Genomic DNA, 24450 nt, shown 5'->3' on the forward strand with positions numbered 1-24450 from the left:
TCAGAACTCTAACTCGGCGCTGAAGTAGAGCACGTGGCGATGGTCATAACGGTTGTCGGCCCAGGTAGTGGGCTGGTTGTCGAGGCGTTCTTGCAGCATGCCGGCCAGCTCCACGTTGGCTTTGCCCAGGGCAATGCGCTTGGCCACCCGCAGGTCGACCCGTTCGAAGCGATATTGGTTGAGTGCGTCATCGCCATAGTAGAACAGCGCGCTGGACCAACCCTGGCCCCACTCGCGCAACCAGCCGGCGGAGCCACTGTTGCGCGCGGTCTGTGCTTTGTCCAGCGGGTTGCTGCTGCTGGCATCGACGTAAGCATAGGTCAGCCGCAGACGATCGGCGTTGCTCACGCGCCAGTCGAACTGCGACTCGGCGCCGGTGAACCGTGCGCTGTTGGCGTTGCTGGCAATGTACTGGTTATTGCGCAGCGGCGAGCTGATCATGTCGGTGATCTCGTCGTAGAACAGTTTCACGTCCATGTTCAGCCCGATGTCGGCAAAGAAGCCGTTGTACCCCAGTTCCCGTGACTTCATCATCTCTTTATCGAGGTTGCCCGGGCCCCGGGTCTTTACGAAGTATTGCCCGGTGGTCTGCCCGTAGGCCGGGGAGCTGAGGTTGGTGACGCGATAACTCCAGTTGACGTTGTTCTCGAACATGTCCGGCGAGCGGATCGCTTCGGAGTACACCGCACGCAGGCCGTGGCGCGGGTTGATCAGGTAGTTGACCGCCACCCGTGGCGTCAGCGAGTTGCCGCTCAGGTGAGTGTCTTCATACATGGCGCCGCCTTGCAGCAGCCAATGCTCGCTGGCGCGCCATTCCAACTGGCCGAACAGGCGCCAGGTGGTGTCGTCCAGGGTGCCGTTGAAGTAGGTGTCGGAGTCGGCGCGGTCATACCGGTAGTTCATGCCGCTGACCAGGCGCAGGCTGTCGGACAGGCTGAGGGTGTCTTGGATCTCCAGGTCGTAGCGGCTTTCGCGGGTGCTCTGGTCGATGTCGCCGCATACGCTTTGGCTTGCACCGTCGCGCCATTGTTGCAGCACTTGGTTGGCCAACGCCTGTTCGGCGGCGCTGCCCGGTGGCGCGCTGCCTTGGCTGTAGGTGTCCATGTGCCGGGCCAACAGTTCGGCATAGTTGGGGTTCATCTGCCACAACTGGGTCAATTCCGGGCTGAACGAGACCTTGGCGTCACAGGCTTTCCAGATCTGGCGGCGGTCCCATTGTTGGGCCGAGCCCTGGATATACAGGCTGTGCTCCGGGTTGAAGTCGAAGTTCCAGCGCAGGGAGCCAGCGTAATCCTTGGCTGTGACATCGGAATTATTACCGCCTTCGGTAATCCCGGCAAAGACCGGGCTGTAGGTATACGGTCGCTGGTTGGTGCCTTCCTTCGCATCCAGTTGCAAGTCGATGCTCTGCTGCGTGTTCAGTGTCTGGCTGATCGCCAGGCTGAAGCGGTTGAGGCGGCGGCTGTCACGGCGGTCGGCCCCGGATGCATCGCTGTCGAAGCCGTCGTCTTGCTGCCCGGACAGGGACAGGCGCAAGTCGCCGGTTTCCCAGCCTGCGCCCTGGCTGGCATAGAAATCATTGATGCCGCGTTCGCCACGCACCACTTTTACCCGCGTGCCGTGGCTGTTGGCTGGCGAGCGCGTAAGAATGTTCACCACTGCCATCAGGGCATTGGCGCCGTAGCTGACGGTATTGGGTCCCCGGAACACTTCGATGCGCTCGATATCTTCCATGGCCACCGGAATGTCGCTCCAGTCCACGGTGGCCAGGCCTGCGCGGTACACCGAGCGGCCGTCGATCAATACCTGCATGCGCCGCGCATCGCTGGCACTGGTGCCGTGGTAGTTCACTGCCGCCTGGTTGCCGGTCGTATAGCCGACCATCATCCCCGGCACCAGGCGCAGCAACTCACTGATGTCCCGCGCGCCACTGGCCTTGATCAGCTCGCTGTCGATCACGGTCATGCTGCCAGGCACGGCGGCGGCTGATTGCTTGAGGCGTGTGGCCGTCAATACCTGAGGCAGCGGCTGGCTGTCGAGGAACAGGTCGTCGGCCATGGCTGGCGCGCTGCACAGCAGCATCAACCACAGAGATGAACGGGGAGGAGGGCCCAAATACACGGCACGGCCTTGATAATTGCGGATAGCCGCCCATGTTAACTGAGGCGGGGCCTTTTGCCAGTCGCCGGACTTGCAATTGCTTCATGAAAATGTGGCATTTTCCGACAAACGCACGAATTGAGACGGGGGCTGGCCGCCAGCGGGTCGGCCCGTATAATGCCGCCATCGCCACTGGTATGGATTAACGGATTGCATATGACTGAACAGCGCCCAATTGCGGTCCTGGGAGGCGGAAGTTTTGGTACCGCCGTAGCAAACCTGCTGGCCGAGAACGGCCACGCTGTGCGCCAGTGGATGCGCGACCCCGAGCAGGCCGAGGCCATTCGGGTGCACCGGGAAAATCCGCGTTACCTCAAAGGCATCAAGATTCATCCGGCGGTCGAGCCGGTCACCGACCTGCTGGAAACCCTCACGGCGTGCGACCTGTGCTTCGTCGCGCTGCCCTCCAGCGCCTTGCGCTCGGTGCTGGCGCCCCACGCCGAGCGTCTGGCGGGCAAAATGCTGGTTAGCCTGACCAAGGGCATCGAGGCGCAAACCTTCAAGCTGATGAGCGAAATCCTTGAAGAGATCGCTCCCCAGGCGCGCATTGGCGTGCTGTCCGGGCCGAACCTGGCACGGGAAGTCGCCGAGCACGCGCTGACCGCCACGGTGGTCGCCAGTGAAGATGAGGAACTCTGCGAACGCGTCCAGGCCGTGCTGCATGGCCGCACGTTCCGGGTCTACGCCAGCGGCGACCGCTTTGGCGTAGAACTGGGCGGTGCGCTGAAAAACGTCTATGCGATCATCGCCGGCATGGCCGTCGCGCTGGGCATGGGCGAAAACACCAAGAGCATGCTGATCACCCGCGCCTTGGCCGAGATGACCCGCTTTGCAGTGAACCAGGGCGCCAACCCGATGACGTTCCTGGGGTTGGCGGGCGTGGGCGATTTGATCGTCACCTGCTCCTCGCCGAAAAGCCGCAATTATCAGGTCGGGTTCGCCCTTGGCCAGGGTCTGAGCCTGGACGACGCAGTGACCCGCCTGGGCGAAGTGGCCGAAGGGGTCAACACCCTCAAGGTGCTCAAAGCCAAGGCCCAGGAAGTCGGCGTTTACATGCCGCTGGTCGCGGGGTTGCACGCGATTCTGTTTGAAGGGCGCACCTTGAACCAGGTCATCGAGTTGCTGATGCGCGCCGAGCCGAAAACCGATGTCGACTTTATTTCCACCAGTGGTTTCAACTGAGGAACGCGTCATGAACGATCCGAAAGCAGCTCCCAAGTACGAATCCATTGGCCTGCGCATCCTGTGGATGCTGGTGTTTGCCCTGGTGTGGCAGGTGGCGCAGTTCCTGCTCGGCGCGCTGGTGGTGGTGCAGTTGATCTACCGCCTGGTCTACGGCGCCCCGAACCTGGGCCTGATGAACTTTGGCGACAGCCTCAGCCAGTTCCTGGCGCAGATCGGCCGCTTCGGCAGCTTCCACACCGACCAGAAGCCGTGGCCGTTCGCCGACTGGCCGACCCCGCGCGCACCCGAGGGCGAAGCCGCCCACAGCGTGCCGCCGGCGCCGCACCCGGTGCGTGATGAAGAGCCAAAGCTGTGAAGTTGTGGATCCTGCGCCACGGTGAAGCCGAAGGGCACGCGCGCACCGATGCCGAGCGCAACCTCACCGAGCATGGCCGTGGTGAAGTGTTGCGCAGTGCTGCGCACCTGATCGGCCAGCCCCTCAGCGCGATCATCGCCAGCCCCTATGTGCGGGCGCAGCAGACTGCGCACCTGGTGCGTGATGCCTTGGGCTTTGAGCCTGAGATTCGCACAGTGCCGTGGCTGACGCCCGAGGGTAATCCGGCGCAGGTGCTGGAAAAGCTCGACACCGATGACAATGTGCTGCTGGTCAGCCATCAGCCGTTGGTGGGCAGCCTGATCAGCTTTTTGCAGCATGGTCACCAGCGCCAGCCGCAGCCGATGCACACCGCCAGCCTGGCGGAACTGGAAGGGGATTTCCCACTGGCGGGGCTGATGAGCCTGGTCAGCGTTAAAAATCCGTAGGCTTTTTCGCGGCTTTTTGTGTGTTATATAGTCAACCGAGCAAGTGCTTGGTTGGCTATCATCGGACCACAAAGGAGCGCGTCCCATGCCCGTCGCTTTTCGTTTGCCGTTGCAGGTCTTCTACGAACGTGAAGCGCGACATCCGCGCAAAACCTTTCTGGTGCAGCCGGTCGGTGGTGACCAAGTGCAAAGCCTCAGCTGGGGCGACGTCGGCCACCAGGCCCGCTGCGCCGCGCAGTGGTTGCGCGCCCGCGAGTTGCCCCAGGGCTCGCACATAGCGCTGATCTCGAAAAACTGCGCGCACTGGATCATCGCCGACCTGGCCATCTGGATGGCCGGGCATGTCTCGGTGCCGCTGTACCCCAACCTCACCGCTGATTCCGTCGCCCATGTGCTGACCCACTCCGAGGCGGCGCTGGTGATTATCGGCAAGCTTGATGACTGGCCGGCCATGGCGCCCGGCGTGCCTGCGGATGTGCCGACCATCAGCCTGCCGTTGTGCCCAGCGGGCGAGTTCGATTTCAGGTGGGCTGACCTGCAAGCCTGTTCTCCTATCCAGGATGAGCCGGCACCTGCGGCTTCAGACCTGGCCACCATCATCTATACCTCCGGCACTACCGGCCTGCCCAAAGGCGTGATGCACACCTTCGGCACGTTGGGGTTTGCCGCCACCCGTGGTACGGAGTTGTTTGGCTTGGGCGAGGGCGACCGCTTGTTGTCTTACCTGCCACTGTGCCATGTGGCGGAGCGGATGTTTGTCGAGATGGCCTCGATCTACACCGGGCAAACGGTGTTTTTCGCCGAAAGCCTGGAGACGTTTCTGACGGACCTGCGTAGGGCACGTCCGACCGCTCTGTTTGGCGTGCCGCGTATCTGGACCAAATTCCAGATGGGCGTCTACGCCAGGATTCCCGCAAAGCGCCTGGACACCTTGTTGCGCCTGCCCTTCATCGGTAAGCGTGTGGGCCGCAAGGTACTCGCCGGCTTGGGCCTGGACGCGTTGCGTATCGCGCTTTCGGGAGCGGCGCCTGTGCCTGAGGCGTTGCTGCGCTGGTATCAACGCCTGGGCCTGGATGTGCTTGAGGTGTATGGCATGACCGAGAGTTGCGGCTACTCCCATGTCTGTCGCCCCGGCCAGCAGACCCTCGGTTGGATCGGCTTGCCGTGCCCCGGGGTGGAAGTGCGTATCGACCCGACAGGCGAAGTCCAGGTACGCAGCGGCGCGACCATGCTCGGCTACTACAAGGACCCGCAGAAAACCGCCGAAACCATCACCGCCGAGGCTTTCCTGCGCACGGGAGACAAAGGCGAGCAGGACGCCGAGGGGCGTTTGCGCCTGACCGGGCGGCTCAAGGAAATTTTCAAGACCTGCAAAGGCAAATACGTGGCCCCTGCGCCGATTGAAAACCGCCTGGCCGAGCATGCGCGTATCGAGCAGGTGTGTGTGGTGGGCGAGGGACTGATCGCGCCGATAGCTTTGTGCGTGCTATCGGATGGGGGTGAGGACTCGCCAACCCTGCGTGCCAGCCTGGAGCGCTGGTTGGAGCAGGTCAACCAGTCACTGGATAAGCCTGAACGCCTGCGCCAATTGGTGGTGGTCAAAGATAGCTGGGCGGTGGAAAACGGCTTTCTGACGCCGACCTTGAAGATCAAGCGCAACGTGATCGAATCGACCTACGGTGCACATTTCCAAACCTGGAGCGAGCGTTCCGAAACGGTTCTGTGGCAGGATTAGGGCCGTAATAAAACCAATAAGGACACTCTTTATGAGCCTGTGGCGCACCCAACCGAATATCGACCAACTCAACGCAATCCAGAAAAACACCATCGGTGAACTGCTGGACATCCGTTTTGAAAGCTTCGACGACGAATCCCTGACTGCAAGCATGGTGGTCGACCATCGCACCCATCAGCCCTACGGCTTGCTGCATGGCGGCGCCTCGGTGGTGTTGGCCGAGAGCGTTGGTTCCATGGCGGCCTACTTGTGTATCGATCCGAGCAAGTTTTATTGCGTGGGCCTGGAGGTCAACGCCAACCACCTGCGCGGTGTGCGCAGCGGGCGCGTGACGGCGGTGGCCAAGGCCGTCCATATTGGCCGCACTACCCAGGTCTGGGATATCCGTCTGACCAACGATGAGGGCAAGGCCAGTTGCGTGTCGCGCCTGACCATGGCCGTGGTGCCGCTGGGCGAGAACCCGCCGGCGCGATAGGCGTGGCGTGAGTGTCATCATTCCTGGCAGTTACAGTCATTGCTGTGCAGGCCGGGCATGGTGACAATCAATCTCTGTTTTTGTAGATGGATCCGGTATGTCGCAGCACGTGTTTTTTGCCCACGCCAATGGCTTCCCCTCGGCCACCTACGGCAAGTTGTTCGCCGCCCTGGCCCCGGAATACGCGGTGGCTCATCTGCCACAGCACGGTCACGACCCCAGGTTTCCGGTGGACGATAACTGGCAGAACCTGGTGGACGAGTTGATCCACCACCTAGAGCAGCAACCGGAACCGGTGTGGGGCGTGGGCCATTCCCTCGGCGGCGTGTTGCACCTGCACGCGGCCATGCGCTGCCCGCAGTTGTATCGCGGGGTGGTGATGCTGGATTCGCCGGTGCTGACCCGCGCCGATCGCTGGGTGATCCGCGCGGCCAAGCGCTTCGGGTTTATCGACCGCCTGACCCCGGCCGGGCGCACCCTGGGCCGTCGGGAAGAGTTCAGCGACCTGGACGCCGCGCGCAGCTATTTCGCCGGCAAGACCCTGTTCCGCGGCTTTGACCCCGAATGCTTCGACGCTTACCTACAACACGGCCTGCTGCAAGTGGGCGATCGCCTGCGGCTGCGTTTCGATCCGGCCACCGAAATCAGCATCTACCGTGGCGTGCCCCACACCAGCCCCGGCCAAGTGCGCCAGTTGAAGGTGCCGCTGGCGGTGGTGCGCGGCCGGCAGAGCCGGGTGGTGATGCGTCACCACGCCAGCGGCGTCGGGCGTCTGCCCATGGGCGAAATGCTCACCATGCCCGGCGGCCACATGTTTCCTCTTGAGCGGCCCCAAGACACCGCGACCCTGATCAAGAACCTGTTCTCCCGCTGGGAAGCCCGCGAGCGCAATTGCGCATGAGTGCACCGGTCGAAGAAGTGCGCCTGAGCCTGCCCCATATCGAACTGGCGGCCCATCTGTTCGGGCCCGAGGACGGTTTACCGGTGATCGCCCTGCATGGCTGGCTGGACAACGCCAACAGCTTTGCGCGGCTGGCGCCAAAACTTCAGGGGTTGCGCATCGTTGCGCTGGATATGGCTGGGCACGGGCATTCGGCGCATCGTCCTACCGGTGCCGGTTATGCCTTGTGGGATTACGTCTTTGACGTGCTGCAAGTTGCTGAACAACTGGGTTGGAAACGTTTTGCATTACTTGGCCATTCCCTCGGCGCCATCGTGTCCCTGGTGTTGGCCGGCGCGTTGCCGGAACGTGTGACGCACCTGGGATTGATCGACGGCGTGATCCCGCCGACCGCCAGCGGCGAGAACGCCGCCGAGCGCCTGGGCATGGCCTTGCAGGCGCAATTGAACCTGCAGGACAAGCGCAAGCCGGTCTACAACACCCTGGATCGAGCGGTCGAGGCTCGCATGAAAGGCGTGGTGGCGGTCAGTCGCGAAGCCGCCGAACTGCTGGCCCAGCGCGGTTTGATGCCGGTGCCGGGTGGTTACACTTGGCGTAGCGACAGCCGTTTGACCCTGGCCTCGCCGGTTCGCCTGACTGAGGAACAGGCGATGGCTTTCGTGCGACGCGTGAGTTGTCCTACCCAGTTGGTGGTCGCTGCCGACGGCATGCTGGCGAAACATTCCGAATTGCTTTCCCAGCTACCCTTTACCGTGACGACGCTGCCAGGCGGCCATCATTTACACCTTAATGACGAGTCCGGCGCGGTCCTTGTTGCAGACTGTTTCAATCGGTTCTTCTCCGCGCCTTGACTTGGGGCGGTCAACTGCCGAGGCTGGGCGGATTGAAAGGGAGTCAACCATGAACAAACTCAACACCGCTGCGACCTCCGATGGCCAGGGCTCGTTGATCTTATGAGCGTGCGTAAAGGATGTATCCGTATCCTGGGCTTGAGCCTTTTGAGCCCACTGGTATTCGCCGCCGACGTACCGGGCAGCCAGGACCTGCCCACCGTGGCCCGTCAGGTCGACTCGCAAATCGTCGACTACCGTCCCGCCGAAGAAAAAGAACGCATCTACCCCATGGGCGCGATCCGCAAGATCAGCGGCCAGTTGCGTTATGAAGGCCAGGCCACCGCCCGTGGCCAGACCACCGCCATCACCTATGAACTGCCCGCCGAGCACAGCTCCAGCGCTGCGTTCAAAGCGACGCGTGAAGCCTTGCAGGAGAAGGGCGCGCAACTGCTGTTCTGGTGCCAGGCACGCGATTGCGGTGAAAGCAGCCTGTGGGCCAATGAAGTGTTCGGCAACGCCAAGCTGGTCGGCGCCGATGGCCAGCAGGAATACCTGCTGCTACGCCTCGCGGCTCCCCAGGAAAACTCCCTGGTGGCGCTGTACGGCATCACCCGTGGCAACCGCCGCGCCTACCTGCACGTAGAACAGTTGGACGCCAACGCGCCGCTGGCCGACTTGCTGCCCACCTCGGCCACTCTGTTGCGAGAATTGAAAAGCACCGGCGAGCTGGATTTCCCTGCATTGGGCGGCGACCCAGACGATACCTGGCTGACCCTGATTTCCCGTGGCCTGAACCTCGATGCCACACTGCGCGTCAGCTTGACCGGCCCAACCGCCGAAGCCTGGCGCCAGGCCCTGGTCGACAAAGGCGTGCGCGCCGCACGCATGGAAACCGGCACGGGTGACGCCAAGGGCCTGCACCTGCATCTGATACGCTAGGCGTAACAGGGCGAACGGACCCGTGCCGTTCGCCTAAGCTGTCTTCCTACAGTCTTCCTTTCGAGATCCTACATGCTCAATAACGATCGCCTACTGGTGCAAATCCTGCTGCTGGTGCTGTTCGGTGCCAGCTTCTGGGTGATGGCGCCGTTCTGGTCGGCGCTGTTCTGGGGCGCAGTGCTGGCGTTTGCCAGTTGGCCGCTGATGGTCCTGCTGACCCGCTGGCTGGGTGGCCGGGAATCCTTGGCTGCCGGCATCCTGACGTTGGGTTGGATGCTGCTGGTGGCGCTGCCGCTGGTGTGGCTGGGCTTCAACCTTGCGGACCATGTGCGCGATGCAACCGCATTGATCAAGGATATCCAGGTCGATGGCTTGCCGGAAGCGCCTACCTGGCTCGGCTCGATCCCCTTTGTCGGCGAGCGGCTGGTGGGCATGTGGGACAGCATTGATCAGCAGGGCGCTGCTTTGATGGTCAGCATCAAGCCCTATCTGGGGCAGGTGGGTAATTGGTTGCTGGCGCGCAGTGCGCAAATCGGTGGTGGGATTCTTGAACTGACCCTGAGCCTGGTATTCGTGTTCTTTTTCTATCGAGACGGGCTGCGCCTGGCAATGTTCGTCCACCGCCTGCTGGAACGCTTGATCGGCGATCGCGCTGGCTACTACATCGAACTGGTAGCCGGCACGGTGCAGCGGGTGGTCAACGGAGTGATCGGCACCGCCGCCGCGCAAGCGCTGCTGGCGTTGATCGGCTTCTGGATTGCTGGCGTTCCAGGTGCATTGGTACTGGGTATCGTCACCTTCCTGCTCAGCCTGATCCCCATGGGCCCGCCGCTGGTGTGGATCCCGGCCACGGCCTGGCTGGCCTGGAAGGGCGACTACACCTACGCGGTGTTCCTCGGCGTATGGGGCACCTTCATCATCAGTGGCGTGGACAACGTGCTCAAACCCTACCTGATCAGCCGTGGCGGCAACCTGCCGCTGGTGATCGTGTTGCTGGGGGTGTTTGGCGGCTTGATTGCGTTTGGGTTCATCGGCCTGTTTATCGGCCCGACCCTGCTGGCGGTGGCCTACAGCCTGTTGATGGATTGGAGCGCAACCCAGGCCCAAGGACGTCGGGAAGACAAACCGCTTTAAGCCCTGGGCAACCACATCACGGCGGTCAAGCCACCGCCGGGGGTTTCTTCCAGGTGCAGCCGACCGCCGAGGCGTTCGGCGGCTTCCTTGGAAATCGTCATGCCCAGGCCGACCCCGCCAGAGTTGCGATTGCGTGAGCCTTCTAGCCGAAAGAACGGTTCGAATACTGCCTCGCGCTTGTCGGCGGCAATGCCAGGGCCGTGATCGATCACGCGGATTACCAAGGCCTCGCGGCTGTCCGTCAGCTCGATGCGCGCCGTACCGGCATAGCGCAGGGCATTGTCGATCAGGTTGTTGAGGCACGAACGCAAGGCCATCGGCTGCACCTGCAGCGGCGCGCAGGTGCCGGAAAATTGTACGTCGCAGCCTTGGTCCTGGGCGTTTTCGCTCATGGACTCGACCAACGCTTGCACGTCCAGCCAGTGTCGGGTTTCGCTGGTGCGTTGTTCGTGCAGGTAGCTCAGGGTGGCGTCGAGCATGCTGATCATGTCGTCCAGGTCCTGGCGCATCTGGCCTTGCAACCGGGTGTCTTCGATCTGTTCCAGGCGTAGTTTCAAGCGTGACAGCGGCGTGCGCAGGTCATGGGAGACCGCGCCGAACATGCGCGCGCGCTGGCTGACTTGTTCGCGGATACGCCGCTGCATCAGGTTGAAGGTCGACGCGGCTTGCTGTGCTTCACGCGGTCCCGACTCGTCGAGGGGCGGGCTGTCGAGGTCCAGGCTCAAGCGCTCGGCGGCTTCGCTCAGGCGCTGAATCGGCCGGCTGAGCAACTTGGCGCCGTACCAGGCGGCGATGATCAACGAGATGAACTGGAACGTCAGCGGCACCACCGGGCCGCCAAACCACGGACGCTTGTGCTTGAGCAGGGGCTTCATCGTGCCGTCAGGCTGTTCGACAAAGGTTTCCTGGGGCGGCGGCGGGGGCGGGCCGTAATAGCGAAACCAGGAGATCGCCAACACGTGGGCCAGCACAATCGCCACCAGCAACACGCCAAACAGTCGACCGAACAGCGTGTTGAAGGCGTTGCGCATCAACCGATATCCCGCGCATCGAACAGGTAGCCTTCGCCGCGCACGGTCTTGATCAGTTGCGGGGCCTTGGGGTCGTCCCCGAGTTTTTGCCGCAGGCGCGACACCAGCAAGTCGATGCTGCGATCAAAGGCTTCAATGGAGCGGCCACGGGCGGCATCCAGCAATTGTTCGCGGCTCAACACCCGGCGCGGACGCTCGATGAACACCCACAACAGGCGGAATTCCGCGTTGGACAGCGGCACCACCAGGCCGTCGTCGGCCACCAGTTGGCGCAACACGCTGTTGAGGCGCCAGTTGTCGAAGCGGATGTTGGCGCGCTGTTCGGTGCGGTCATCGCGCACCCGGCGCAGGATGGTCTGGATCCGTGCTACCAGCTCACGCGGCTCGAACGGCTTGGACATATAGTCGTCGGCGCCCAGCTCCAGGCCGATAATGCGGTCCGTCGGCTCGCAGCGGGCGGTGAGCATCAGGATCGGAATGTCCGACTCCGCGCGCAGCCAGCGGCAGAGCGAAAGGCCGTCTTCACCGGGCAGCATCAGGTCGAGCACCACCACATCGAAGGTTTCAGCCTGCATGGCCTGGCGCATGGCGGTGCCGTCGGTGACGCCAGTGGCGAGGATTCCGAAGCGGGCGAGGTAGTCGATCAGCAGTTCGCGGATCGGCACATCGTCGTCAACGATCAGCGCGCGGGTGTTCCAGCGCTTGTCATCGGCGATCACTGTGCCTTTTTGCTCGTCGTTCAAAGAGACGGAAGGGGTCTGCATAATGCGATCATCTGCCTGGTCGTTGCGGTCAGCATAGGCGCCCAGCCCCATGGCTGGAAGTGCTGGTCGGTGGGTCGTGCGAGCGAGGCTAGCCGTGGGGCGTGTTGGGGGCATGTCGTGAATGTATCAGCTTTGAAATAATTGGAGAAAATGCCCGCTCGAGGGCGGTTGGTCAGTATTTACCGATCATCGGATCCCGCAACGCCGCCGCTTGCGCTACAATCCGCGCCGATTTCGACTTGCCTGAGAGCCCATTCCAATGTCCGTCTGCCAGACTCCTATCATCGTCGCCCTGGATTACCCCACTCGTGACGCCGCACTGAAGCTGGCTGACCAGTTGGACCCGATGCTTTGCCGGGTCAAGGTCGGCAAGGAACTGTTCACCAGTTGCGCCGCAGAAATCGTCGGCACCTTGCGTGATAAAGGCTTCGAGGTGTTCCTCGACCTGAAATTCCACGATATCCCGAACACCACCGCCATGGCGGTCAAGGCCGCCGCCGAAATGGGCGTGTGGATGGTCAACGTGCACTGCTCCGGTGGCCTGCGCATGATGAGTGCTTGCCGTGAGGTGCTGGAACAGCGTAGCGGTCCCAAGCCTTTGTTGATCGGCGTGACTGTGCTCACCAGCATGGAACGTGAAGACCTGGCCGGCATCGGTTTGGACATTGAGCCTCAGGAGCAGGTCCTGCGCCTGGCAGCACTGGCGCAGAAAGCCGGTCTCGACGGCCTGGTGTGCTCGGCGCTGGAAGCCCAGGCCTTGAAAACCGCGCACCCGTCGCTGCAACTGGTGACGCCAGGGATTCGTCCGGCGGGCAGCGCCCAGGATGACCAGCGCCGTATTCTGACGCCGCGTCAGGCGCTGGACGCGGGTTCCGATTACCTGGTGATTGGCCGTCCGATCAGCCAGGCGGCGGATCCGGCCAAGGCGTTGGCGGCAGTGGTTGCCGAGATCGCCTGAACAACACCCCCTGTAGGAGCCGGCTTGCCGGCGATAGCGGCCTTTAGATCAATGAAGGACTCAAGGGCCTCATCGCCGGCAAGCCGGCTCCTACATAAGTTGGGTGTCAGTTGACCTTCAGTACCAACTTGCCAAAGTTCTCGCCGTTGAACAGCTTCATCAACGTCTCCGGGAACGTCTCCAGCCCCTCGACGATATCTTCTTTGCTCTTGAGCTTGCCCTGGGCCATCCAGCCGGCCATTTCCTGCCCGGCAGCGGCAAAGCCTGCGGCGTGATCCATCACCACAAAGCCTTCCATGCGCGCGCGATTGACCAGCAGTGACAGGTAGTTGGCCGGGCCTTTCACGGCTTCCTTGTTGTTGTATTGGCTGATGGCGCCGCAGATGACCACGCGGGCTTTCAGTGCCAGGCGGCTGAGGACGGCGTCGAGAATATCGCCGCCGACGTTATCGAAATACACGTCGACGCCTTTGGGGCACTCGCGCTTGAGGGCAGCGGGCACGTCTTCGCTTTTGTAGTCGATGGCGGCGTCGAAGCCCAATTCGTCCACCAGGAACTTGCACTTGTCGGCGCCGCCGGCAATGCCCACCACGCGACAACCCTTGAGCTTGGCGATCTGCCCGGCAATGCTGCCCACGGCACCGGCTGCACCGGAGATCACCACGGTTTCGCCGGCCTTGGGCGCCCCCGTTTCCAGCAGTGCAAAGTAGGCGGTCATGCCGGTCATGCCCAGGGCGGACAGGTAGCGCGGCAACGGCGCGAGTTTCGGATCGATCTTGTAGAAACCACGCGGTTCGCCCAGGAAATAATCCTGCACACCCAAGGCGCCATTGACGTAGTCGCCGACAGCGAACTTCGGGTTGTTCGACGCAATTACTTTGCCCACACCCAGCGCGCGCATGACTTCGCCGAGACCGACCGGCGGAATGTAGGACTTGCCTTCATTCATCCAGCCGCGCATGGCCGGGTCGAGGGACAGGTATTCGTTGCGCACCAGCACCTGGCCCTCCTGGGGCGTGCCCACCGGGACTTCCTGATAGGTGAAGGTGTCCCGGGTGGCTGCGCCGACCGGGCGCTTGGCGAGCAGGAATTGGCGGTTGGTCTGGGCGGTCATGGCAGCGACTCTTCTGGAAATGAACCTGAAGTGATAGACCTTCAACGCGTCGGGAGCAAGGTTCTCCGAGGGCGCGAATGCCGGTCGATAGGTGTTGCTGATGGTGGTGCGGTGTCTCTTATCACTACGATCCATGCAGCGCCAACCGGCGGTTTGATAGTGCTGACGCGTCCGACGTGGCGTTGGCTAGACTCGATCCACCGCTATTTTCTCCCACAGGACATCTTCTATGAGCATGACGTTTTCCGGCCAGGTCGCCCTGGTGACTGGCGCCGCTGCCGGTATCGGCCGCGCCACCGCGCTGGCATTTGCCGCCGAAGGCTTGAAGGTCGTGGTTGCCGACCTGGATGCGGCGGGCGGTGAGGGCACTGTCGCCCTGATCCACCAGGCCGGCGGAGAAGCGCTGTTTGTGCGCTGCAACGTCACGCTGGAGGCGGATGTGCAGCAATTGATGGCCCAGACCATCGCTGCCTACGGTCGCCTGGACTACGCCTTCAATAACGCCGGTATCGAGATCGAAAAGGGCAAGCTGGCTGACGGCAGCCTGGATGAGTTCGACGCGATCATGGGCGTGAACGTCAAGGGCGTGTGGTTGTGCATGAAGCACCAGTTGCCGCTGTTGCTGGCCCAGGGCGGCGGCGCCATTGTTAACACCGCCTCGGTCGCGGGTCTGGGAGCGGCGCCGAAGATGAGCATTTATGCGGCCTCCAAACATGCGGTGATCGGCCTGACCAAATCGGCGGCCATCGAGTACGCGAAGAAGAAAATCCGCGTCAACGCAGTCTGCCCAGCGGTGATCGATACCGATATGTTCCGGCGTGCCTATGAAGCCGACCCGCGTAAGGCTGAATTTGCCGCCGCCATGCACCCGGTCGGGCGCATCGGCAAGGTCGAGGAAATCGCCAGCGCGGTGCTGTACCTGTGCAGTGATGGCGCAGCATTTACCACAGGCCAAGCGTTGGCGGTGGACGGTGGTGCGACGGCAATCTAGGACCTCACGCCGCCCTTCATTCGAAAAGGTTTGGGGGGCTGTGGGGCATTTCCATAGCTGGCACTGTGCCTTGTGAGAATGTGTATCAGAAGGTAAATAACTCAATAAAATCAATACTTTAATAAGGTTTTGCGAGCGGTAGAAATGGGCTTCTGTGCTTAACTGTTCTGGGTTGAATATCAGACAGTTGAAGTGAGTGGCGCATGGATTTAGGGATCGATCGACAAGCCCTTGTACCGGTGGTGCAGCAAATCATCAGCGCAGTGGCGCAATGGATTCGCACGAGTGGCGCGAGCCCCGGCACACGCTTGCCGTCCATTCGACAGGTGGCTCTCGATAACTTGCTCAGCCAATCCAGTGTGATCGAGGCGTTCGAGCGGATGGTCGCCCAGGGATTGTTGGTTTCCAGGCACGGTTCGGGTTTCAGCGTGGCCCAGCCTGCAACGTTGTATGAGGGCCAGTGGTATGAGGGCGCGGAGCGGGAATGGGGCGCCTTCGTCGATAGCCCATTGGGCGAGCTGAAGCTGGGCTGCGGCTGGTTGCCGGATGCCTGGCGTGAAAGCGATGACATCAGTTATGCGATTCGCGAGGTCACTCGAACCGACACCGCCGGGCTGTTCAACTACAGCACGCCATTGGGGTTGCCGGCGCTGCGCGAGCAACTGCTCAAGCGCCTGAGTCGGATCCACATCGCCGCCCACCAGGACCGTATCCTCATCACGGCAGGCGCGAGCCATGCCCAGGACCTGCTGATACGCACCTTGCTCAACGCCGGCGACTGCGTGGTGGTCGAAACGCCAGGGTATGGCAATCTCTACCGGCAACTGGCCTTCCAGGGCGTGCAACTGCTGCCAGTGCCACGTATCCCCGGTGGCCCGGATATTCCGGCGCTGGAAGCACTGCTGCAGCGGCATCGGCCCAAGTGCCTGTTCATCAACAGCCTGTATCACAACCCCACTGGCTCCAGCCTTTGCCGCCCGGTGGCCGAGCGTCTGCTGGCGTTGGCGCGACGCGACAACTTCCTGATCATTGAAGAGGATGTGTTCGGCGACCTGCAACACGCCAGTTGCACGCGGCTTTCGGCATTGCCCCATGACGACCGGGTGATCTATGTCGCCAGTTTTTCCAAGACGTTGAGCAGTGCCTTGCGCGTGGGTTACCTGTGTGCCAGTGCGGCGATCATCGCGCAACTGAGCAGCCTCAAGACCCTGACCGGCTTCGGTACCTCACGCTTTGCCGAAACGGTGGTGGCCACGCTGTTGGCCAATGGCACCTATCGCAAATGGGTACAGCGCTTGCGCAAGCGGCTCAATACGCAAATGACGGCTACGCTGCAGGTGCTGGAGGACGAGGAGTGGGAGGTGTTCGCCGCACCTGCCGGCGGCATGTTTTTGTGGGCGCGACCGAGGGTAGGTGATCCATTGCGGTTGCAGGCCTGTGCCCGGCGACTCGGGGTTTTGATGTCGCCGGGGGCATTGTTCAGCCCAACCAGCGAGCCGAGTGAGTGGCTGCGCATCAACGTGGCCTATGCTGCTGATCCACGGGCCTTGGCGTTGTTCCGCGCCATGGGGCCTGCCAGATCGACCTCGACCATTCTGAAAACGACGGGCGTGTAGCTTTTTGCCATTATTGTGGCGCCAACGACTTGTGTTCAGTGCCTTGTGGTTGCGAATCTCGCCTGTGTAAACCGGGCTCGATGGCAACCGCCATTGCAAGAGGATTCAAGTGCAATGATTTCGGCCGTGCTACGACAATTCGCCAACCTCGGTATGGCAAAAAAACTGGGCTTGGGTTTCACCCTGGTCTTGCTGCTGACGGCCCTGGTCGCGGCGATCGGGGTGTGGTCCCTGCAAACCGTTGGCCAGCGTTTCGAAGGGCTCAAGGCCATGTCGTCGCTTAACAGCGGCTTGCTCAAGGTGCGCCTGATCGAACAGGACTACGCGCTGCACGCCGACCCCAAGGCCGTCGACGCCCTGCATGAAAGTGTCGATGCCCTGGCGACCCTCGCGGCCAGTCTCAAGGCCCAGTCGGCGGCCAACGTTCCGGTCATGACCGATGTCGAACAGGCCTTGGTCGCCTACCGTAAGGCGTTCGATGAGTTTGTCGAATTGACCCAGACCAAGGACCTGGCGTTGGAAATGGCCAGTTGGTCGGTGTCCAGCGTGGCCAATAACCTTGATGTGTTGCAGGCCGGGCTGGCGGATGACGGCGCCTATGGCCTGAAGGAAAGCCAAGGTAAGGAAGGCGCCGAATTTATCGAGCAGGCGGGGCAGGTCAGCCAGGTGTCGCGCCTGATGCTGCAAGCCATGAATGAAGCCCATGTGCGCTTGAACCAGAGCCGAAAAGTCGATGAGGACAACGGTGAGCAGGGCAAGATCGAGCAAGCCGACCAGGCCCTCGCTCAGGTCGAGCAACTGAAAACCGCAGTCAAGGATTCCGGCTACCAGACCGTGCTCAACGAAGTGGCCGGGCATATCGCCGCGTTCAGTGAAAAGCTCGGCGAGTACACCGGGCTGCTGGCCCAGGAAAAGGGGGTCTACAAGCAATTGCATGATCGGGCGGGCCAAGTGGTCAGCCGGGTCAACCAGGCCTACGACGCCGAAGACCAGTCGATGCAGGCGCAGTTGAAGAAAAGCGCGATGCTGATCATCGGCTCTTCGGCTTTGGCGTTGTTGGTGGGGTTGATTGCGGCGTGGGTGATCACCCGCTTGATCGTCGCGCCGCTGCGCAGTGTGATTGCGGTGGCCCAGCAGATTGCCGCCGGCGATTTGAGTGGGCGCATGGAGGTCAGCCGTCGTGATGAAATCGGCCAGTTGATGCAGGCGATGCAACAGATGGGTAATGGGCTTAGCCAGATGGTCAGCGGCCTGCAAGCCGGTATCGAGCAACTGGCCAGTTCGGCACATTCATTGTCCAGCGTCACCGAGCAGACCAACGTCGAGGTCAGCAGCCAGAAAGAAGAAACCGAACAGGTCGCCACGGCGATGAACCAGATGACCGCCACCGTGCACGACGTGGCGCGCAACGCCGAAGAGGCCGCGCAAGCCGCACAGACCGCCGATGACAAAGTCGACAGCGGCCAGCAGGTGGTGCGCCAGAGTTTGCAGCGCATTGAATTGCTGGCCACATCCAGCACCTCTGCCAGCGCCAGCATCGAGAGCCTGAGCGCTGAAATTCAAAATATCGGCACTGTATTGAGTGTGATCAAGAGCGTGGCCGAACAGACCAACCTGTTGGCCCTCAACGCCGCCATTGAAGCTGCCCGCGCCGGTGAGCAGGGCCGTGGTTTTGCGGTGGTGGCCGACGAAGTACGGGCCCTGGCCAAACGTACCCAGCAGTCCACCGAGGAGATCGAACGACTGGTCAGCACCTTGCGCAGCGCGGCCCAGTCCTCGGTGCAGCAGATCCAGCAGAGTGGCGAGTTGGTGAAGCTGGCGGTGAGCGATGCCCTGGAAACCGAGAGTGCCCTGGGCAGTATCGCAGTGGCTGTGTCGTTGATTCAGCAGATGAACCAGCAGATTGCCGCGGCGGCCGAGGAGCAAAGTTCGGTGGCCGAAGAGATCAACCGCAGCGTCACCAGCATCCGCGCCAGTGCCGATCAATCGGCGCTGAGCATGCAAGGCAACGCCGCGTCGAGTATTCAACTGGCGCAGTTGGGCGCGGAACTCAAGGGCATGGTGGGGCACTTTCGCCTGTGATTGCCGCGTGATTGCGGCGACCACAGGGGATGGCGGTCACGCGTTGTTGGCGAGGAAGGTCAGCAGGGCTTCGTTGACGAAGTCCGGGTTTTCCCTGGCGCTGATATGGCCGGCTTCCGGAATCAGGATCAGGCTGCAACCGATCAGGCCTGCCATCTCCTCTGACTCGGCGGGAGGGCGCGGTTTGTCCTGCTCGCCGCACATCAGCAACGTGGTGTCGGCGTCCAGGCGCGGCAGTTGCTCCAGCACGTCTTCGCGACTGAAGATCAGCCGGCCCAGGGGCACGATGCTTTGCAGCAGGCGCTCCTTGGAGTAGCCCTGCAATTGCTGGCGGAAGTCCTGGTACAGCGCTGATTCGCGGTCGATACCCGGGCGGAAGAAGATCGGCGCGACCACATCCAGCAACGGCTCGGGGATGGCACCGGCGTCTTCGATCATCTTGAACAGCGAGAAATAGTACTGGCGCGTGGCCTCGGGCTCGGCGCCCAGGTAGGTGTCCATCAGCACCAGGCTGTTGATCCGCTCGGGCGCCAGCAATGCCAGGCGTGCGCCCCACATCCCGCCGACCGAGAGCCCCACCAGGTTGATCGCTGGAATATCCAGCTGGTCAATCAGGGCCAGGGCCTGGCGTGCAAGGTCGTCGAGGGAGCGCGTTTGCGCGGGCAACGCACCGGATTCACCATGGCCCCACAGCTCGGGCACGATCACCCGGTACTGTTGCGACAGCGCTTCGATCTGCGGCGCCCACATGTCGGCGTCCCACAGGTAGCTTGAACCCAGCAGGACGATCGGGCCGGTGCCCTGGTCCAGGTAGTGCAGCGGTTGTCCATCAATGACGGCGACAGGCATAACAGGCCTCTGACTTCACGGAGTAAGGGGCACTTTTTTACGCTAGTCGGGGGCGGGGGGATAGATGCAAAGTGATGGCATGTGGCGAACCGGGTTCGCCACAGGGGAGGGGCCAATCAGTCGTAGATGACTTTCTTCTTCCACTCGGCGTCGGCATCCACCACTTTGAGGCCTTCGGTCAGCTCGTTGACCTCGTCTTCGGCGGGCTTGCTGTTGGTCAGTACCGTAGAGTTGGCGCGGGCAAGCTGGGCTTCCAGCTGTTGCAACTGTGCGCTGTAGATCACCGGCTCCGGCTGTTTGCGCAGGTATTGCACGCCACGCTCGAACGCCAGGCGTGCCTGGCCCGGCTGGCCTTGTTGCAGGGCGTGCTGGCCGAGGTTGTTGAAGAACTCGATGTGCAGCAACACCAGGATATGGCGGATTTCCCGGATCCAGTGCTTGGCCTCGTTGGCCGGCAGGAAACCGTCCTGGGCGGCGCGGGTAACCTGGCCGTGCAGGGCTTCGAGCAGGAAGCGCACATCCTTTGCTTTGGCTTCGGTCTGGATCGGCGCGGGCGGGTTGTTCACCGGGATCGATTCGCCCTGGGCCACCAGCGTGTTCAGTTCGGCGATGCGGGCTTTCAGTGGTGCGCTGCCTTTATTGAGGTTCAACAGGCGCTGGTTGACGTTGAGTTCCAAGCGGGTCATCAACAGTTTGAGCGCCGGGGTCATCAATTGGCCGGGGAAGGTCTCGGTGATTTCACCGCAGCGACGCAGGCGATCATTAAGCTCGATCTCGGTGCGCTTCTTTTCCAGCTTGTTGTTTTCCACCACGTGGTTCATGTAGCCAATGGCGATCAGTATTGCGATCCCGGCTATTACCAGCAGGGTGATCATGAGTGGTGTCACCGGTGTGACCTCTTTATAGGGTTTACAGTGGAGTGTAGTGACTGGGCCATCCGGCGGATAGGACTGATCGACCAGTTGCCCGGGTAGTTTGCTTCTATATAGATAGGCGCTCCCTGCATGGATGCACATTGCCATCATTTGCTGGGGCGAACTATAGCGTCTTGTCGGGCGCCAGAATATAGGCGTCAAAGCCCGGACACGCACAATTCGCCCTCAGGCCCTGAAAGCAGGTCGAAGTCATTGATTTTAATAAATTTATCCTTGGGGGTTGACGACCTTTCAATCCATCCATAGAATGCGCGCCACTTAACGCGTAAAGCACACAGCGAAACGCGGCTAAGTAGTGAATGTTGTACGTGTGTCCCCTTCGTCTAGTGGCCTAGGACACCGCCCTTTCACGGCGGTAACAGGGGTTCGAGTCCCCTAGGGGACGCCAATATGCGGGAATAGCTCAGTTGGTAGAGCACGACCTTGCCAAGGTCGGGGTCGCGAGTTCGAGTCTCGTTTCCCGCTCCAAGTTTAAGCAGTGTGGCCCTCGGGCGGCACTGAGTGAAACCAGGGCATGATCTTCGGATCTAACCTCTGGGCACTGAAATACACACCATGTGTTTCAGTTGTGTGTCCCCTTCGTCTAGTGGCCTAGGACACCGCCCTTTCACGGCGGTAACAGGGGTTCGAGTCCCCTAGGGGACGCCATTTGCGGGAATAGCTCAGTTGGTAGAGCACGACCTTGCCAAGGTCGGGGTCGCGAGTTCGAGTCTCGTTTCCCGCTCCAAATTTTGATCCACAGACTTCTACTGGGGTCTGTAGGTCATTGAAAAAAGGAGCTTCGGCTCCTTTTTTCATTCCAGCGAGTGCCACGGAAATCCACCCACAGCTACCGTTTTTGAGTGACCAAATAAGGCACAAGAATACGGGTGGGTCGGCTACCGGATAGTTGCTGGGGCTGAGCGGGGACCATGACGAGCATAGGGCCTAAGTCATTACTTAGGAGTCTCGAAATGGCGCTCTCTGATCTGACCGTCCGGCAGGCGAAGACCACCGGAAAACGCTACACCCTCTCCGACAACGACTGCCTGGGCCTGATGGTCTCAGCCGCAGGCGGCAAGTCATGGCAATTCCGCTACTACTGGCTGGGCAAGCAAAAGCGCCTGTGCCTGGGCGGCTATCCTGCTCTCAGCCTGCGCGAGGCCCGGATCGAGCGAGACAAGGCCCAGGCCCTGCTCGCCAGGGGGATCGATCCTCAGGTCGAGCGCGACCAGAAACGGCACGCGGCCAAGCTGGCGGGCGAATACACCTTCAAGACCGTCTTCGATGCCTGGGTCGAGCATCGCCGCAAGGAACTCAAGGAAGGCCGTCAAAGCACGCTGTCGCAGATCCTGCGCATCTTCAACAAGGACGTGTTGCCCACCCTGGGAAGAATGTCGATCTACGACATTCGCCGCCCCCAACTCCTGGGCGTCTTGGCGGCGATCGAGAAACGCAAGGCGTTCACCACCGCCGAGAAGGTCCGCACCTGGTTCAACCAGTTGTTCCGCTATGCCCTGGTCATTGCCGAGGGGTTGGAAGTCAACCCGGCCGCCGACCTGGACGTGGTGGCAGAGCCCAAGCCCCCCGTAGCCCACAATCCCTACCTGCACCTGCCCGAGATGCCCGAGTTCCTCCAGAAGCTCCGGCTCTACAACCCCCGTGGCTGGCAGACCCAGCTTGGCGTCCGGCTGCTGTTCCTGACCGGGGTGCGCACCGGCGAACTGCGATTGGCCGAACCCGAACAGTTCGACCTCGACAGGGGCTTGTGGATCATCCCACCGCAGATCGTCAAGCAGCTCCAGGATGAAATGCGCAAGGCAGGGAAGCGGCCGCAGGATGTGCCCCCCTATATCGTGCCGCTATCCCTGCAGGCCATCGAGATCGTGCGCTATCTCCTGGGGGTGATGCGGCCGGCGCAGAAGTACTTGCTGTCACACCGCAGCGAACTCAAGAAGCGCATCAGCGAGAACACCCTCAACAAGGCCGTGCAGCTCATGGGCTATGAGGGGCGCCTGACCGGCCACGGCATCCGCGGCACTATCTCGACGGCGCTCAACGAGATTGGCTACCCGAAGATTTGGGTGGACGCGCAGCTTTCCCATTCCGACCCCAACAAGGTGAGTTCGTCCTACAACCACGCCAAGTACGTTGAGCCGCGCCGTCGGATGATGCAGGACTGGGCCGATCGGCTCGACCTGCTCGAACAGGGCGAAGTGGAAGCCGCGAGCGCGCATCTGACCATCCGTATCGACGGGGCGCCGGCGATGGCAGAAGTGGAGGAAGCGGTGGATGCGACCCTCGCGATGGCCGAGCCCACTCCTCCCGGCGTCCCGCCCGTCGTGGCCACGCCTATTGTCGTAACCCCGAGCAGCGGCGGCATCACGTTCCAGCGGCTGTCTCAGGTACCGCCGCCTCCGACGCATGCCCCAGAGCCGGAAGTGTCCGCGATCCAGCGCGAGCGCGAGGAAATGCTGACCATCTACGAGTCTCCAAGCAGCTTGCCGGTCCCGCTGTTCGGCAAGCTGGCCGGAAAGTCCAAGGACCAGATCAACCGCGAACTGAAAGCGGGCAAGTTGCTGTCCATCAGTTTGGGCAATCGGGGGCAGCGTGTTCCCGATTGGCAACTGGTGCCGCTCAAGCACAAGCTGGCCCAGGTGCTCATGAACCAGTGCCCGCACGCGGATTCGTGGGATCTGTACCGCATGCTGACCCAGCCGCACCCTGACCTGGGGGACCGCGCGGCCATTGATGCGGTCACGCCGACCAACGTACCGGCGATCATCCAGGTCATCATGGGCGACTACCAGCACTATGCGGATATGCCCGAGGCCATTGCCCCGTACCCCATCCCCGAGGATGTGCGGCAAAGCGTTCGTCGGCTGGTGGATAGCGCAGTAGTTCTAGACGGAGCATAGGGCTCTCAAACCTTGCAGGGGCCTTGCGGCCCCTGCATTACGCTTGCACCGCCTCCACGAGTTCGCTCAGCGTGCGCGGTGCGGGAGCGAAGAACACGGCGCCGGTGTGCGCCGTCGAGAAATCGAGCAGGCGGTCGTGCATGCCTGGCGGATCGCCGAGGAACATGCGCTCCAGCATCTTCTGCGTCACCCACAGATGCCTGGAGTAGCCGATGAAGTAGGTGCCATATTCGCCCTGGCCGGGGCGGCCGAAGGGCATGTTGTCGCGCAGGATGTCGTGCTCGGTGCCGTCGTCGTCCACGATCGTGGCGAGGGTCTTGTGCGATTTCTGGCCGCTCGTCGCGTCGGGCAATTCGACATTGCTGACGATCTCCCGGCCGATGATCCGCTCTTGCTCGTCCTTGGCGAGCCGAGCCCACGGCTGCATTTGGTGCAGATACTTCTGCACCACCAAGTAGCTGCCGCCGGCGAACGCCTGATCTTCACTGCCGACCAGCGTCGAGGCGCCGATGTCGTGCCCGGTCGGGTTGGCCGTGCCATCGACAAAGCCAAGCAGGTCGCGGGAGTCGAAGTAGCGAAAACCGACCACCTCGTCGGCCACCGTCACGCTGCTGCCCAGTTGGTCCAGCAGCAGGCGCTCGAATTCAAAACAGAGGTCCTCGCGTTCGGCACGGATGTGAAAGAACAGGTCGCCGGGCGTGGCAGGCGCGGTGTGCTTGGCACCCTCGATGGGCACGAAGGGCCGTAGTTCCTTCGGGCGCTTCCCGGTCTGGAAACGGTCCCATAGCGCCGATCCCAGTGCAGTGATGCACGACAGCCGGCCGTTGAGATCGCGGAAGCCCACCGTTTTGATCAGGTCGTCCAGCCCGTCCAAGACGCCGGCGACCGCCTGAAGGGCCTCGTGGCCCTCGGCGACCGTCAACGTGAGAAACACCGCCGCGCGCGACAGCGGCGCATCGATGCTTTGCGAGTCAATTGGTACTCGATCCCAACCACTTCCAACCATTCGTGCCTCCAAAGACCATGTTAATTCATCATATTGCCAGAGAT

At 62.0% G+C, this 24450-nt stretch carries 21 protein-coding genes, 4 tRNA genes and 1 pseudogene; 19 read left to right on the top strand and 7 right to left on the bottom strand.

Annotated elements, in window-relative coordinates; translation table 11 throughout:
• Positions 1 to 2121 carry a TonB-dependent receptor plug domain-containing protein gene (locus HX793_RS26210; protein WP_016979546.1) on the bottom strand — a complete coding sequence of 707 codons (2121 nt, stop codon included), beginning with the start codon at positions 2119 to 2121 and terminating at the stop codon, positions 1 to 3.
• Positions 2122 to 2316: 195 nt separating this feature from the next.
• Here HX793_RS26210 and HX793_RS26215 point away from each other — a divergent pair, with 195 nt between their 5' ends.
• The 9 genes from HX793_RS26215 to HX793_RS26255 all read left to right on the top strand — a co-directional run bounded on the left by HX793_RS26215 (position 2317) and on the right by HX793_RS26255 (position 10163).
• Complete coding sequence (locus HX793_RS26215; protein ID WP_177053341.1) at positions 2317 to 3342, top strand: NAD(P)H-dependent glycerol-3-phosphate dehydrogenase; 1026 nt, start codon at positions 2317 to 2319, stop codon at positions 3340 to 3342.
• A gap of 10 nt (positions 3343 to 3352) precedes the next feature.
• Complete coding sequence (locus HX793_RS26220) at positions 3353 to 3700, top strand: DUF4389 domain-containing protein (RefSeq protein WP_028615729.1); 348 nt, start codon at positions 3353 to 3355, stop codon at positions 3698 to 3700.
• Entirely contained in the window at positions 3697 to 4146 is a 450-nt protein-coding gene (sixA, locus tag HX793_RS26225; protein ID WP_177095838.1) for a phosphohistidine phosphatase SixA, read from the top strand. Before HX793_RS26220 ends, sixA begins: the two co-directional genes overlap by 4 nt.
• Positions 4147 to 4231: 85 nt before the next feature.
• On the top strand, positions 4232 to 5881 hold the full coding sequence (locus HX793_RS26230; RefSeq protein WP_177061655.1) for an AMP-binding protein: 1650 nt from the start codon (positions 4232 to 4234) through the stop codon (positions 5879 to 5881).
• A 31-nt stretch (positions 5882 to 5912) separates the two neighbouring features.
• Positions 5913 to 6356, top strand: coding sequence for a hotdog fold thioesterase (locus tag HX793_RS26235; protein WP_016979541.1), 444 nt, complete (start codon positions 5913 to 5915; stop codon positions 6354 to 6356).
• A 97-nt stretch (positions 6357 to 6453) separates the two neighbouring features.
• Positions 6454 to 7257, top strand: coding sequence for an alpha/beta fold hydrolase (locus HX793_RS26240; RefSeq protein ID WP_016979540.1), 804 nt, complete (start codon positions 6454 to 6456; stop codon positions 7255 to 7257).
• Positions 7254 to 8108, top strand: coding sequence for an alpha/beta hydrolase (locus tag HX793_RS26245; RefSeq protein WP_061435913.1), 855 nt, complete (start codon positions 7254 to 7256; stop codon positions 8106 to 8108). Before HX793_RS26240 ends, HX793_RS26245 begins: the two co-directional genes overlap by 4 nt.
• Before the next feature lie 102 nt (positions 8109 to 8210).
• Positions 8211 to 9029: a DUF4892 domain-containing protein gene (locus HX793_RS26250; RefSeq protein ID WP_177095836.1), complete on the top strand. Its 819-nt coding sequence runs from the start codon at positions 8211 to 8213 to the stop codon at positions 9027 to 9029.
• A 72-nt stretch (positions 9030 to 9101) separates the two neighbouring features.
• Entirely contained in the window at positions 9102 to 10163 is a 1062-nt protein-coding gene (locus HX793_RS26255) for an AI-2E family transporter (RefSeq protein WP_177095834.1), read from the top strand.
• Here HX793_RS26255 and HX793_RS26260 read toward each other — a convergent pair.
• Together HX793_RS26260 and HX793_RS26265 are read right to left on the bottom strand one after the other, a co-directional pair.
• The gene (locus HX793_RS26260; protein WP_178905556.1) at positions 10160 to 11194 is read right to left on the bottom strand and encodes a sensor histidine kinase; all 1035 of its coding nucleotides are present in this window, start codon (positions 11192 to 11194) and stop codon (positions 10160 to 10162) included. The two genes, HX793_RS26255 and HX793_RS26260, sit on opposite strands and share 4 nt — an antisense overlap.
• Positions 11194 to 11958 (bottom strand): response regulator, encoded by a 765-nt coding sequence (locus tag HX793_RS26265; protein WP_025999999.1) that lies wholly within the window; start codon positions 11956 to 11958, stop codon positions 11194 to 11196. Before HX793_RS26265 ends, HX793_RS26260 begins: the two co-directional genes overlap by 1 nt.
• A gap of 259 nt (positions 11959 to 12217) precedes the next feature.
• Between HX793_RS26265 and pyrF the strand changes: the two genes are divergently transcribed.
• Complete coding sequence (gene pyrF, locus HX793_RS26270) at positions 12218 to 12916, top strand: orotidine-5'-phosphate decarboxylase (RefSeq protein ID WP_177095832.1); 699 nt, start codon at positions 12218 to 12220, stop codon at positions 12914 to 12916.
• A 106-nt stretch (positions 12917 to 13022) separates the two neighbouring features.
• Here pyrF and HX793_RS26275 read toward each other — a convergent pair whose 3' ends face one another.
• Positions 13023 to 14030, bottom strand: coding sequence for an NADP-dependent oxidoreductase (locus HX793_RS26275; protein ID WP_177095920.1), 1008 nt, complete (start codon positions 14028 to 14030; stop codon positions 13023 to 13025).
• 229 nt (positions 14031 to 14259) lie between these two features.
• Here HX793_RS26275 and HX793_RS26280 point away from each other — a divergent pair, with 229 nt between their 5' ends.
• The 4 genes and pseudogenes from HX793_RS26280 to HX793_RS32075 all read left to right on the top strand — a co-directional run bounded on the left by HX793_RS26280 (position 14260) and on the right by HX793_RS32075 (position 18719).
• Positions 14260 to 15021, top strand: a complete 762-nt coding sequence (locus tag HX793_RS26280) for an SDR family oxidoreductase (protein ID WP_025858564.1) — start codon at positions 14260 to 14262, stop codon at positions 15019 to 15021.
• Between the two features lie 203 nt (positions 15022 to 15224).
• Complete coding sequence (locus HX793_RS26285) at positions 15225 to 16637, top strand: aminotransferase-like domain-containing protein (RefSeq protein ID WP_177095830.1); 1413 nt, start codon at positions 15225 to 15227, stop codon at positions 16635 to 16637.
• Between the two features lie 1023 nt (positions 16638 to 17660).
• A pseudogene (locus HX793_RS32070) lies at positions 17661 to 17861 on the top strand (HAMP domain-containing protein); the annotation flags it as partial.
• 15 nt (positions 17862 to 17876) lie between these two features.
• Positions 17877 to 18719 (top strand): methyl-accepting chemotaxis protein, encoded by an 843-nt coding sequence (locus tag HX793_RS32075; protein ID WP_371858007.1) that lies wholly within the window; start codon positions 17877 to 17879, stop codon positions 18717 to 18719.
• Between the two features lie 36 nt (positions 18720 to 18755).
• Here HX793_RS32075 and HX793_RS26295 read toward each other — a convergent pair whose 3' ends face one another.
• The gene (locus tag HX793_RS26295) at positions 18756 to 19568 is read right to left on the bottom strand and encodes an alpha/beta fold hydrolase (protein ID WP_177095826.1); all 813 of its coding nucleotides are present in this window, start codon (positions 19566 to 19568) and stop codon (positions 18756 to 18758) included.
• A gap of 116 nt (positions 19569 to 19684) precedes the next feature.
• Positions 19685 to 20455, bottom strand: coding sequence for a hypothetical protein (locus tag HX793_RS26300; RefSeq protein ID WP_016979530.1), 771 nt, complete (start codon positions 20453 to 20455; stop codon positions 19685 to 19687).
• A gap of 360 nt (positions 20456 to 20815) precedes the next feature.
• On the opposite strand from HX793_RS26300, the gene HX793_RS26305 reads away from it, so the two are divergent.
• The 5 genes from HX793_RS26305 to HX793_RS26325 all read left to right on the top strand — a co-directional run bounded on the left by HX793_RS26305 (position 20816) and on the right by HX793_RS26325 (position 23400).
• Positions 20816 to 20891 (top strand) — tRNA-Glu (locus HX793_RS26305).
• A gap of 4 nt (positions 20892 to 20895) precedes the next feature.
• Positions 20896 to 20971: transfer RNA gene (locus HX793_RS26310), tRNA-Gly, on the top strand.
• 104 nt (positions 20972 to 21075) lie between these two features.
• Positions 21076 to 21151 (top strand) — tRNA-Glu (locus HX793_RS26315).
• Between the two features lie 3 nt (positions 21152 to 21154).
• Positions 21155 to 21230, top strand: a tRNA-Gly gene (locus HX793_RS26320).
• Between the two features lie 226 nt (positions 21231 to 21456).
• Positions 21457 to 23400 carry a tyrosine-type recombinase/integrase gene (locus HX793_RS26325; RefSeq protein ID WP_023103875.1) on the top strand — a complete coding sequence of 648 codons (1944 nt, stop codon included), beginning with the start codon at positions 21457 to 21459 and terminating at the stop codon, positions 23398 to 23400.
• Between the two features lie 37 nt (positions 23401 to 23437).
• Here HX793_RS26325 and HX793_RS26330 read toward each other — a convergent pair whose 3' ends face one another.
• On the bottom strand, positions 23438 to 24406 hold the full coding sequence (locus tag HX793_RS26330; RefSeq protein WP_020924940.1) for a Dyp-type peroxidase: 969 nt from the start codon (positions 24404 to 24406) through the stop codon (positions 23438 to 23440).
• Between the last annotated feature and the right edge of the window lie 44 nt (positions 24407 to 24450).

The sequence above is a fragment of the Pseudomonas reactans genome, assembly GCF_013387025.1.
Taxonomy (GTDB): Bacteria; Pseudomonadota; Gammaproteobacteria; order Pseudomonadales; family Pseudomonadaceae; genus Aquipseudomonas; species Aquipseudomonas reactans.

What these genes read in the sequence shown, in the direction of transcription:
- HX793_RS26215 (WP_177053341.1), top strand. Translation starts at nt 2,317, where the DNA reads ATGACTGAACAGCGCCCAATTGCGGTCCTGGGAGGCGGAAGTTTTGGT.
- HX793_RS26220 (WP_028615729.1), top strand. Translation starts at nt 3,353, where the DNA reads ATGAACGATCCGAAAGCAGCTCCCAAGTACGAATCCATTGGCCTGCGC.
- HX793_RS26230 (WP_177061655.1), top strand. Translation starts at nt 4,232, where the DNA reads ATGCCCGTCGCTTTTCGTTTGCCGTTGCAGGTCTTCTACGAACGTGAA.
- HX793_RS26235 (WP_016979541.1), top strand. Translation starts at nt 5,913, where the DNA reads ATGAGCCTGTGGCGCACCCAACCGAATATCGACCAACTCAACGCAATC.
- HX793_RS26240 (WP_016979540.1), top strand. Translation starts at nt 6,454, where the DNA reads ATGTCGCAGCACGTGTTTTTTGCCCACGCCAATGGCTTCCCCTCGGCC.
- HX793_RS26245 (WP_061435913.1), top strand. Translation starts at nt 7,254, where the DNA reads ATGAGTGCACCGGTCGAAGAAGTGCGCCTGAGCCTGCCCCATATCGAA.
- HX793_RS26250 (WP_177095836.1), top strand. Translation starts at nt 8,211, where the DNA reads ATGAGCGTGCGTAAAGGATGTATCCGTATCCTGGGCTTGAGCCTTTTG.
- HX793_RS26255 (WP_177095834.1), top strand. Translation starts at nt 9,102, where the DNA reads ATGCTCAATAACGATCGCCTACTGGTGCAAATCCTGCTGCTGGTGCTG.
- HX793_RS26260 (WP_178905556.1), bottom strand. Translation starts at nt 11,194, where the DNA reads ATGCGCAACGCCTTCAACACGCTGTTCGGTCGACTGTTTGGCGTGTTG.
- HX793_RS26265 (WP_025999999.1), bottom strand. Translation starts at nt 11,958, where the DNA reads ATGCAGACCCCTTCCGTCTCTTTGAACGACGAGCAAAAAGGCACAGTG.
- pyrF (WP_177095832.1), top strand. Translation starts at nt 12,218, where the DNA reads ATGTCCGTCTGCCAGACTCCTATCATCGTCGCCCTGGATTACCCCACT.
- HX793_RS26275 (WP_177095920.1), bottom strand. Translation starts at nt 14,030, where the DNA reads ATGACCGCCCAGACCAACCGCCAATTCCTGCTCGCCAAGCGCCCGGTC.
- HX793_RS26280 (WP_025858564.1), top strand. Translation starts at nt 14,260, where the DNA reads ATGAGCATGACGTTTTCCGGCCAGGTCGCCCTGGTGACTGGCGCCGCT.
- HX793_RS26285 (WP_177095830.1), top strand. Translation starts at nt 15,225, where the DNA reads ATGGATTTAGGGATCGATCGACAAGCCCTTGTACCGGTGGTGCAGCAA.
- HX793_RS32075 (WP_371858007.1), top strand. Translation starts at nt 17,877, where the DNA reads ATGGTCAGCGGCCTGCAAGCCGGTATCGAGCAACTGGCCAGTTCGGCA.
- HX793_RS26295 (WP_177095826.1), bottom strand. Translation starts at nt 19,568, where the DNA reads ATGCCTGTCGCCGTCATTGATGGACAACCGCTGCACTACCTGGACCAG.
- HX793_RS26325 (WP_023103875.1), top strand. Translation starts at nt 21,457, where the DNA reads ATGGCGCTCTCTGATCTGACCGTCCGGCAGGCGAAGACCACCGGAAAA.
- HX793_RS26330 (WP_020924940.1), bottom strand. Translation starts at nt 24,406, where the DNA reads ATGGTTGGAAGTGGTTGGGATCGAGTACCAATTGACTCGCAAAGCATC.